This is a genomic window from Enterococcus sp. 9D6_DIV0238 (assembly GCF_002174455.2).
Lineage (GTDB): Bacteria > Bacillota > Bacilli > Lactobacillales > Enterococcaceae > Enterococcus_L > Enterococcus_L dunnyi.
This window is the reverse complement of sequence record NZ_CP147246.1, coordinates 2,863,464-2,874,800: the sequence shown is the minus strand read 5'-3', so window position 1 is coordinate 2,874,800 and position 11,337 is coordinate 2,863,464. Positions and strand designations below refer to the sequence as shown.

7 protein-coding genes are annotated in these 11,337 nt (G+C 32.0%); 1 reads left to right on the top strand and 6 read right to left on the bottom strand.

The genetic code is table 11. From position 1 onward, the window contains the following. Positions 1-94: 94 nt before the first annotated feature. Complete coding sequence (locus A5889_RS13520) at positions 95-778, bottom strand: winged helix-turn-helix domain-containing protein (RefSeq protein WP_176372728.1); 684 nt, start codon at positions 776-778, stop codon at positions 95-97. Between the two features lie 342 nt (positions 779-1,120). Further along, positions 1,121-2,230, bottom strand: a complete 1,110-nt coding sequence (locus tag A5889_RS13515) for a tyrosine-type recombinase/integrase (protein ID WP_207114657.1) — start codon at positions 2,228-2,230, stop codon at positions 1,121-1,123. Between the two features lie 878 nt (positions 2,231-3,108). On the opposite strand from A5889_RS13515, the gene A5889_RS13510 reads away from it, so the two are divergent. After that, entirely contained in the window at positions 3,109-4,587 is a 1,479-nt protein-coding gene (locus A5889_RS13510) for a helix-turn-helix domain-containing protein (protein ID WP_207114656.1), read from the top strand. A 313-nt stretch (positions 4,588-4,900) separates the two neighbouring features. Here A5889_RS13510 and A5889_RS13505 read toward each other — a convergent pair whose 3' ends face one another. The 4 genes from A5889_RS13505 to A5889_RS13490 all read right to left on the bottom strand — a co-directional run bounded on the left by A5889_RS13505 (position 4,901) and on the right by A5889_RS13490 (position 11,272). After that, a complete protein-coding gene (locus tag A5889_RS13505; RefSeq protein ID WP_207114655.1) occupies positions 4,901-6,523 on the bottom strand; it encodes a pectate lyase-like adhesive domain-containing protein in 1,623 nt (540 codons plus the stop codon). Between the two features lie 1,273 nt (positions 6,524-7,796). Next, positions 7,797-9,026, bottom strand: a complete 1,230-nt coding sequence (locus tag A5889_RS13500; protein WP_087639320.1) for an esterase/lipase family protein — start codon at positions 9,024-9,026, stop codon at positions 7,797-7,799. A 570-nt stretch (positions 9,027-9,596) separates the two neighbouring features. Further along, entirely contained in the window at positions 9,597-9,836 is a 240-nt protein-coding gene (locus tag A5889_RS13495) for a hypothetical protein (protein ID WP_207114654.1), read from the bottom strand. 641 nt (positions 9,837-10,477) lie between these two features. Continuing rightward, positions 10,478-11,272, bottom strand: a complete 795-nt coding sequence (locus A5889_RS13490; protein WP_087639319.1) for a hypothetical protein — start codon at positions 11,270-11,272, stop codon at positions 10,478-10,480. Positions 11,273-11,337: the final 65 nt, after the last annotated feature.

Sequence of the window (11,337 nt, the reverse complement as noted above, 5' to 3'; positions counted from 1 at the left end):
TTATCCTCCTTTCTTCTAGTATTTTTTTGACTGAATCAGTCATATATTTTAATTTATGGAAAAATTTTCCATAAATTAAAACCTCTTTTAATTCTCAGTGTAGTTGTAATCTGTAGCCTTTCGAACGGACGGTCTTAATTTCTATACCACTATCTGGGTACCTTTCAATTTTGCATCTTATATGAAAAATTAAATTGGCTACGCGATAATTTTTATGATCCTTCGAAATATCCCACATACTTTGATTTAATTCTTCGTATGTCACCGTCTCATTGAGTTTGCTTTCCAATAGTGTAAACAACCTGTATTCCAACTTGGTAAGCTCTATTTCGCTTCCGTCTTCTAACAAAATACTTTGATTATCAACCAACAATTTAAAATGGCGATCACCAGATACATGCCGCTTATTTAAAGTTGACAATTGATGTGCCATAGTTCTTTGAACAATCAATTGCAACTCTTCTGGTATGCAGTCCTCACTAAAATTATTATCTGCTCCTAACTGAAGATAAATCAGTCGATCCATTTCTAGATTTTGCTTTGAAAAAACCCAGACAAAAGAAGTAGCACTCTCGCGAATTTTTAAAATCAATCGGCAAACTTCTCCCATCTTTTGGCGTTCATCATTATAAATGATCACAGCATCTGTCTTTTCAACAATCCTTTCCAGATTCTTTGAAGAGACAGACTCGACCATATGTTTACTTTTTTTCAACTCTTCTATGTACGATTGCTCCATCTCTCCAGATACGTTAATAACACTTATTTTGCCCATCATCATGTCCTCCTGTTCATCATTAATACTCATTCTTTGAATTTTTAAATAAAAGAAACTATAATAACAACATATAATACTTTTTTTACAATTTTGAACAAACATTGATATTATTCGTTATAATATATTTCTGAATTGTACAGCAATCCAGAAATCCGGAAAAAATGCTTTCCCCTTAGGGATAAAATGTTTTTTTTTGACGGCATAGTGACGGCTATTAGATAAATATTTACGAAAAATTTTAGCCTTACATTCAAATTGGTATTTTGGTAAACAAAAAAATCCAAAAGCTAGATTTTCAGGTCTAACTTTTGGAGTCTGGACAAAGGAATATCTTGTTTTTATTTATGCCAAACGCTGATCTAGGGTTTGAATAACTTCCTGACGTTTCTCAAGTAATGAATCTGTATAAATATCTAATGTCATTCGAGTAGATTGATGTCCCATGAGCCGGCTTAAACTGGCTATATCTGCGCCATTCTCTAAACATCTCGTAGCAAAGGTATGCCTTAATACGTGAAAATGAATGTTTCCTATGTCAAGGTTGCTTACTATTTTTTGAAATCGATAATTGATTACTCTTGGCTCTGCAAAGCGGCCTTTGCATGAAACCACATACTCAGAGTCTTGTTTTCTTCTTCTTTCGAGAAGATATTTCTTTAAATTTTCGGCTAATGGAATAATTCTCTCTGAATCCCAGGTTTTCGGTTTATCCATATCAACTTTTGTTTTATAAGTTATTCCCTCTTCATTCAAGATTCTTGAAACTGTCCGTTTTACTTGGATCAAGTTTTCTTCAAAATTGATATCTGTCCATTTTAGTCCACTGATCTCTCCTATACGCATTCCTGAGTAGAGCGCAAGTATTATCGGAGAACATCCTTGCTCTTGAAAAGCTAATACTTCTAATTTTTTTTGTTGTGCTAAAGTCAAGGCCTGCACCTTTTTTCTTCTGTATTGTGGTAAAACAATTCCACTACAAGGGTTACTCTCTAAATAATTCTTATTGACTGCACTGTCCAATCCTTTTTTTATGATATTAAAAATATTTCGGATAGTGCCAGAAGAAAGTCCTTTCATTTCCAGCAAATCAACAAAATCTTGTAAATCATTTTTTGTGAGATCACAAATTTTTTGGTCTCCAAGTATACTTAAAATATGATTTTTAGTTAATCTGAGATAACTGTAATACGTTGTTCTTTTAATTTGTTTCTTTGCCACATTATCTAACCAGTAGATCATCCAATTCTCAACAGTTCCATTATAATTGCTTGTGAAAGTATGTAGTGTTAGTGTTTTTGCTTTGATGATCGTCAGTTTTTCTTTGACCTCTGAGTATTTTTTTCCATAGACATATCCGTAAGTGATCTTCTGATATTCATCTCGTCCCTTTCGATAGCGGCCTTCCCAACGACCATCTTTTCGTTTATAAATATTTTCACCTTTTTTTACCATATCTGTCACTCTCCGATACATTTGACGATTTTTTTGACGGCGTATGCAAAAAATCGTTTTTTTTTCAATAAAATTCACTTATTTTGTTAAAAAGCACAAAAAAAACTATTGACTAAACTAAATAAAAACGATATTGTTATTAAGTACTACACATAGAACCCTTGATATTACTCACTATTTCTGGATTGCTGTACAATTCAGAAATATTTTGTTTTATATCTTTAATCTTTTTTCATTTTAACAAAGGAATTCTCTTAATTCGTTTCAATTATACTTGTTATTTAAAGTGCTTTTTGACCTCAATTCTTTTTTATTCTCTATGCAAGAAAACATTTTAAAGTTGAAAATGTATAACTACCTCGATACGTAATTTTAAATTAAATTGGAAAGTACAAAAACACTGTGATATCCATATTAAATATCACAGTGTTTTTATTGATGATGCGATGCCTAAAATTCTTTTTCTATGATTGCTTTGAAACAGCGTTACTAAAAATTTATTACAATATATAAGCGTTATTGTAGAAACTCAAGTAAGTATTGCCATTTCCTCGTACTCTTTTTTCCTTATTTTCTTGTCAATGATTATTTCAAAATCGTCGACATATTCTCAATTAAATTTATAAAGTATAGAAAATAATACAGAACAGTTCCTCTCAGCATTCTTCCTATTATCAAAATGCTTTTTAACTCCGTTAGAATATTTTAATGACAATTCCTTCATTTAGTAGCTAATCATAAGTCGATAAAATTTTTCTATTGTCATTTTAACACTGTTTTTCAACGTATTGTACTATTTATTGATAAAATACTCTCATCAATTCTTTGACATTCTCATTAATACTTTTATACTAAAGAAATGTAAGGAGGCTACAATCATGGAATTAGGAAGTATCATAGATAATTTTACAAAAAGAAAATTGTTGCTACTGGAGCAATTAAAAACAGCAGATGACTTTGTATCTATTCAAGAACTCATTACCACTACTCACTGGGAAAGAAAAACGATTTTAAAATATCTTGATGCTTTAGCTGAAGACTGTTCATCTTTTTCTTCTGACGAGATAGTTCTGATTAAAGCTGAACAAGCCATTATACTCTCTTATTCAACTTATAAATCTTATCGTTCACTTTACTTATCAATCATCAATCATAGTTTACCAATAAAATTGCTTCAAGACCTCTTACTCGGCGATTCAGTTTCTATTGGTCGTTGCTTAAATGAATACTTTATAAGTGAATCGACACTTAAACGCCAACTAAAAAAACTAAATCAGCTATTATCAACTTATTACTTAAAGATTGCTCAAAAAAAAGGGGTATTCATTTTAATTGGCGCAGAGCATCAAATCAGAATATTTGCTTACACCTTCTTTTGGCTATTATATAGAGGAAAGGGTTGGCCTTTTACCGCTGTCGCAGAGCAAAAAATCACTGATCTATTGGACTATATGGAAGAATTTTCACGTCCATGGAATCACTCAAAGCATCGCCAACTACATTATATTCTAGCTCTTAATTTAATAAGATATAGAAAAAGTTTCAAAATTCAACTTTCAAAAGAACAACTGCATACTTATTTTTCACAAGCATATTTAGATACACCTAGAGGCTGGCTTAATAGATTTAATTATCCCGAATCGGAGATTCTATTTTTCTTTATTTTATCTCAATCTCACGAAAATTTTCTCTCAGTTCCCAGTTTTAAAAAAGAGATTTTAACTTTTCATCGAGCAACCCATACAGAAGTTTTTGAGTCAACTGAACAATTTTTTGATTTGTTTTCTGAACAGATAATTCCTTTATCAGAAGAAGAAAGAGAAAAATCTTATATTTCAATTTTTGCAAATCACCTATTTTGCTCTGTCTTTCCAGCTTTTCCTGAAGAAATGACTGGCTTTACGAATGCTTCTCAATTTTCTGAACAATTTCCTGTTCTTTTTAAGAAGCTAGCTAACATGGTTGAACAATTAGAAAGACAGACACAGTTCTCACTATTCAAAAATAAAGATTTTTTGATTCCAAATTATGCTTTACTGTTTGCTTCATTGACAGATATAACTTCATTTGAATCTGAGATCACTGTTTGCTTTGATACAGACTACCCTATACTTATGGAAAAAAGAATCATGGATATATTTGAAAGCTATTTTGGGCGTTCCTTTAATTTGACTATCTTTTTTAAAATTGATGTACTTGATACAAAGTTTGACCTATTATTAACTTCAAGCTTTATTCCCTGCTTTGATGAAATGGCTACCTATACTATTTATATCCCAGATAGATTAAGAGCTCAAGAAATACTAGATATAGAGAAAGTATTAATAAAGATCCAACAATCTAAAACTATAAAATAACATGTATCTTTAAAAATACCCCTCCAATGCACAGATGATAACATTTATGCTACGAATTTCAGTTACCAGTCATCGCTTTGGAAAAGTCCCCATGTGCAATACACTTACTCACAATTCCTTAAAAAAGTTCTTCTTCAAATATACGTGTTGGATTGTCTCTATTCTAAATATCTTTTCCAACACATAAAAAACCTCCAAAAGTTAGATTTTCAGATCTAACTTTTGGAGATTAGAATACTAATGATACCTGTTTATCTAATTATGCACCATATTCTATAAACTAATATATTATAAGATATCTAATTAAGTTCCCTTAAAAATCTACTTCTGCATAGTACCTGTAATTGATTACTTTAGGATTTTCATTTCTACTAGCAATAAAGTTCCCTCTATCTGCACCTACATAAGAATGTTCCGTAAAAGAGAAATCCAGTTTATAACTATTAATTTGTACATAGCTTCCTTCTTCTACTGTATATCTTTTTTCTTTATAAAATCTAAAGCCTTTATTAGACTTTAAATCATCTACATAATGTCTTGTTACTATTACTACCTTAGTATTTTCAATTGGTTTTTCCGGCTCTTCCTGCTTAGGTTCCGCTCCCTTTAAAGACAGTTTTCCATAATCTTCAAGACTAAACTTTTGATTTCCACTTAGATCCCCCATGATAAATAGAGTCTTACTATCACATAGTTTACCAAAATCTATCGTAAACCCTTGCCCCCCCTGAAATGATTCAGCAGCAGGGGTCTGGTACTCACCACCTATTTGCTTCCAAGCGGAGATACAATCAATATTGGCACCATTAATTTTTGTATTCGTTGAATAAAATAATTTTGAATTTGGACGTCTGTTTGCTACTTCAAAATTAGTTGGATTTCGCAAGTTAATTGTTACACCTTTATACTCACTCTCAATCACCGATTTTGAACTATCTCCGACAACAATTAGTTCTGCATTAGGCTCTAAATTGACTTCAGCTCCATAATACTGAAGTTTTATCGTTGAGTAGTTCCCACCACCGCGTCCATTCAGGTGAACTTTACTTCCTTTAGCTAAATTGAATGTTGGTACCTTGTTCACGTAGTCTGCACGTGGAATAAATTGAAAAGCTACACCAGCTGCATCCACGTTAAATACAGCATCTTCACCTACGTCAACTTTTTGAACTTTATCGTAAAATACTGGATAGTAATGATTCACAGTACTTTGTGGTCCAATTTTTACATTTATATTCGCATTGTCACCAATGATTGCTTCACCGGTTGCTTTACCCTTTATCAAAGCTCCATTGAAGTAAAATGCTGAAAATTGTCCGTGATCTTTGTTTGCTGCAACACCATTATAAATTGTTCCAGGTAAGAATTCTAAATCATGGACCCATGCATTTTCAGCTCGTGTATTAACATTGTTATCTTTACCAGAGAACCTTAGTTTTCCTTCACTTAAATGAACAAAACGTGCTCCTGTATAGTGAACATCTTCTGCATCCACATTCCAACCATAACTTGAAGGACCGTTTCCTGCTCCGCCAGTGAAGAAACGTCCATCGTTATCTGCACCAATGATTTTGATGTTCTTAACAGAAAAAATATTTGTTCCGTTGTAGTTTTGCTTACCATAAATAGAGTAATGACCGGAGTTGATAACTACACCGTTTTGTTTGTTCCCATTGATTGTTACATCACGATTAGGAATATCCACTATATTGCATTTCAATTGAATGCTTTTATTAACATTTATCGTAGTTATTGTTTTATTTTTTAATGCTGTTTCAAATTCTTGAACGGTATTGATTTCCGCTACATTTTCCGAAGCATATGCAATAGTTGGCTTTTCTAAAAATATTTCTGATATACTTAATGTAATACTGAACAAAATTATTGCGCTAATTACTACCAATATTTCTTTTTTTAATAATTGTTTAAACTCCATTTTCTTTTAACTCCCTTTAAATTCATATTTTATTATGTCTTATTTCCACAATAAGGGAAGATAATCCTATTTACTACTTTGTGAAGCAGCATATATCATAAATGTTTAAAGTGAACAATTACGTTCAGAATATTTTGATAAACTTTCTGAACTTTTTCTTTTAAATCCAGTGGCTTATGTATAATCTTGATCGATAAGTTCATGTGTTTCCATCCCTGAATCGTAAATTCTACATGCCTCATACGTAGCAAGACTTCCACCTCAATAATACAATTTTACTCCCTGCTTCCCTTGATTAAATCCTGTTACTACATTAACAAAAATATCAGGATTTGGATTTTTAGCATACACTTTCAATTCTCGAATTATTCTTACACATAGAGTTGTACTTAATATTCCTAAAACTTTTTTGAAAATCACCCGTCTTTCTTTCTCATATCTACAAAACCTCCTTCATGCAATTTTTCGGTTTTTACACCACAAGTACACATTAACATACAAAAAGAACGATTGAAATGTTTTTATTGTTTTTAAATCTTCATCAAAATAATATTCAACAGAAAATGATATAAAAAAAATGTAATCATACCATCAATCGATTCTTACAAATCTGTTATATACCTTTTTGTTACGTTATCTTACAGTTTTTGGAGAATATCTGATTATCTACCCCATCTTTATCTGGTAACGTTATGTAAGATGGAACATATCTTATTTTCAGGCAATATTATCGAGGTAATGATTCAGCTTTTTACTCAGACTGGAGATATCATTAAATGTATCGGATCGTGTCTTATTCACTAAAATCATTTATTTTTACTAAACTGTTGAAGATGAGATTGAAAAAATTCTTATTAAAGGCAAGCGTACTTACGTTCGATTATTTGAATAAATCAGCGAAATACATTATGGAATGCAGGACTTAAATCATTTACTCCCTGGAACAGACTCTTAGCCTATAAATCTGGAATAATTGCGTTATTGATTTAGAAATGAAAAATAGCTGATAAAAATTATTTCGATTACAATAAGAGAGTAAAAAACATCACTGAAATTAGAAATATAGACGTTGAAACCAGCTCTAGCATACAGAAAAAGGCAGCCCTGGAAATATATATATATATATATATATAGGACGATTCAATGGAAATAGTGCTGAAGGCTGTATAGTAAAAAGGAATGCCCACTCTGAAAGTTGGGCATTCAAAAACAGGCAATGATTTAACATTAAATGTAACTAATACAGAATCTAATCTGCTCTTCAGTTTATTGATTATAGTGAACGATTGCGTTCAGCAATATTTTGATAGAATTTCTGGACCTTCCCTTTTAAGGCTGGTGCTTGTATATAATCCTGACCTACAAAATCCATATGTTCCCATCCTTTTATAGTGGGTTCCACATACCATGCACCTGTGACAAGATTTCCATCAGCCATCTTATTATTTTGTCCAAAAGGATACAATGCAGAAATCACCGGAACTAATCCATCATTTGCTCGCCATTCTTTTCCACCGGTCGCACCAATATATGTTGCTGAAGCAGAATAAACCGGAAACATAGAAAGTAATGGGTAGTAATTATTTGAAAACGGACCTTTATATGTTGCGTTCCCTGAGTAAGAAAAATAATAGACCTCATCACTCAAACTCGTTTGCTCATTTAGTTTCCCTGCCCCCTCTGTAGTAAGGTCATATAAAACGATATCCTCATTTGCTTTCCAAACAGAGCTGTTAAAAACTCGTTTTAAATAATTCTTATTGGATTCACCAGCTGCTTGTCTTAATCCCCATTGATCTAATTTAAAATCGTAACGCAAATTTACTGTTGAGCTGTTAGCAATAAAAGCCGAACCATAAATTATATCATGTAATAAATTCTTAGCTAATGCTGCTACCTGAGTTCCATTGTGTGGAGTGGCAATTGCTGTAATACTTCGAATCCAGCTTGCCCTATTTCCTGAAAAGATATCAGATAACTCTATACCATTCGCAAGTGCATACGCTCTTTCTTCTTCACTTCCTTCACGAATCAAAGTATCTAGCATTCTACTCGTCATCCCACCTTGACTATGTCCAATCAAGTGAACCTTATTGTTTTCATCCCATTGAGGATAGAGGCTTGGAAAGGTTCTGCCATAACGGTCGTGCCCATGTTTTGCAGCGTGTGCAGCTCCATAATCAACAGTACCTCCTTTAATATAATAATACAACTCGATCGCACGATCCCAATTACTTCCGAAAGGACTGACAACTGCTTCCATACTTGTGTATCCTTTTTTTGATAAATCTCCAATGATATTTTGTGTACTTCCACCCCAATAATATAATTTGGGTCCTAACTCTCCTTCTCCAAACCCTGTAAGTCCATGTACGAAAATATTAGGATCTGAATTTTCAGCATACACTTTTGACTCTTGAATAACGCCTACAAATAAAATCATACCTAACATCACTAAAACTTTTTTTAAAAACCCTTTTCTGTTCCCAATTTCTTTTTCCATAGCTATAAATTCTCCTTCATACCAACAATTCATATTGATATTTTTTATTTGTCACAAGTATATTTTAACATACAAAAAGGATAATTAAAATTTTTTCATCCTTTTAATACTTTTTTGTTATCCTTTTTAAAATAAAAAAATCATATATTTTTATTTACCTATAAATGTACCTTCACTTTTCCATTACCTTTGCTACTGGCTATCCTTAAAGTCCCTGCTATCTGCTACCTTAGTTTTTATAACCTTTCTTGAAGAAAAAATAAGGAAATATTATTTACTCAATAAAATTAGTATAAAAAATATTTTTTCAACTGACGTAATCCGTTTTTATCAGATTCATTAGTATAATAGATTTAATCCAAATTAAAAATTTTATACGACCGATTTTTAAAATAGGAGTCAGAGAAAGGAACTCAAAGTTCATTTTGAGTTCCTTAAATATCTAGTTTTCATTTAGCATAAATTCTATTTACTTTGAAATTTATCTTATTAGATATCCTTTTAGTTATGCCTTTCTGATTTATTCTGCTTGTGAACGAAATTATGTCTGGATATGAATCCTCTATAGAATTATTTTTCTCTCCTTTGTAGCACGTATGATTGTTTTTTGGGTGGCGAGATCTCTAAATGATCCGACATCTGTTCATACAAATCTTCATTGAAGGATATGATCTTCTCCTTGCCTGCCTCAACATCATATTCCACAAAATCATATTTGCTTGCGGCTGGTGCTTCTTCTGCATGTATCTGTGAAAAGCTTCCTCCCCAAAATAAGGCTAATAAACTAATAAACAATACTTTTTCTTTCATTTTTTTCCTCCCTAGTATTTCTCTTTTTCTCTTCCGCTAGACACTATATTCATTTTCTCCTTTCTTCTTTTTTTTCCTGCCTCTCTTTTTTCCTGCATTTTTAACTAGAGAAGTCAGCTCTTTTTTAGTCTATCGTAGAAAATACGGTAGATATAGGTTTTTCCATCAAAAAAAAAACAAAAAAAGGAAGTGTTTTTTTGTTTTTTTGATAATTATTTATTTTTTTATCATTCTAGACTGTTGTATTGTGCCTATCTTTGGTTCTTCTAGATATATTTCTTGTTTATTGATTACTTTTATAGGAATTTCTTTCCTTTGTTCTATGTAATACGTTCACTTTGGTTCATTCATTGGTTACCTAAATCAAAACTTGTTACATGAAACTAAAAGCCGCAGAAGAAGCCCCTCCTGCAGCTACTGGCTTATTTAGTTTGTTACTTTTACAACAAATCGTTGGATCTCGATCCCTGCATCGTTTAACACAGCCACTTCTACTTTATCTGTTAGGGACTGTATCGATATATCTAATAGATTGAAAATTCTTCATAAACCAAATTTTGAAAAGGATAATGTTTCTATAAAGCAAACAACTAAACCAAATCGTTAAAACAAGTACTCTTTTGGCTTTCTTTCAATTTACATTAATACCAAACAATAGGTATTTCACAGCTGAATGTAGCATAAAAATTTGAATATGAGTTGGAAAAACGTTCTCCTTCATCATTTGAAGAAGCCTCAAATAATAGGTTAATCGCCGAAACATCTTCTTCTAAATTTTCGATTTCTACGGCATTCCCTTTAAGCACAGCACCTGAAACTCCAGAAACAACCTTTTCACCATCAAATTGTTTTGAGTATTTTACTGGATGTTCCATGATAAATTTTTTTGTCGCTTTATCCACATACACAGTTGGAAGTTTTACCGGATAACCACCAAAAGCTGTTACTGATTTTAAATTAGGTAAATCAGATAACATACTAAAATCTTGAATATTTGCATACCCAAAAGATAGTTTTTCAAGATTTATTAGTTTTCCAAACGGCGATATATCTAGAACTTTCAATGGATCTCCTTGAATTATTGAAGAGTATGAATAGTACTCTTTCAAGTTTTTCATTCCTGAGATTGGCCGAAAATCAATAATTCCATAGCCACCTGAAGTATTTATTGATTCTGCATTCGTCGCATATTGAACACCTTCCAACGAGCCATTGTTCCCACCATATACTGAGACAACCTGTTCTATTTGCCGTGTTGTTGGAAGCTCATTTTCTACTGGCTCTTCAATTTGTCTAACTACATCTTGTCTAAGCGCTCTATCAGGAATATATACCTTATTTTCATCCGCAGTCGTACTTTTTCCTAATGTTAGTGCTGTTACTAAAACAGTAGTCATCCCCATTGCCACTAACAGTTTCTTTGTGCTTTTTTTCACTTGATCACTCCTAAAAAATTTTTTGTTCAATTTAGTTTAACTAATTACTACTATATCTGTCAATT

Coding starts and splice junctions, on each gene's coding strand:
- A5889_RS13510 (WP_207114656.1), top strand. CDS start 3,109: ATGGAATTAGGAAGTATCATAGATAATTTTACAAAAAGAAAATTGTTG.
- A5889_RS13520 (WP_176372728.1), bottom strand. CDS start 778: ATGATGGGCAAAATAAGTGTTATTAACGTATCTGGAGAGATGGAGCAA.
- A5889_RS13500 (WP_087639320.1), bottom strand. CDS start 9,026: ATGGAAAAAGAAATTGGGAACAGAAAAGGGTTTTTAAAAAAAGTTTTA.
- A5889_RS13505 (WP_207114655.1), bottom strand. CDS start 6,523: ATGGAGTTTAAACAATTATTAAAAAAAGAAATATTGGTAGTAATTAGC.
- A5889_RS13515 (WP_207114657.1), bottom strand. CDS start 2,230: ATGGTAAAAAAAGGTGAAAATATTTATAAACGAAAAGATGGTCGTTGG.
- A5889_RS13495 (WP_207114654.1), bottom strand. CDS start 9,836: ATGAAAGAAAAAGTATTGTTTATTAGTTTATTAGCCTTATTTTGGGGA.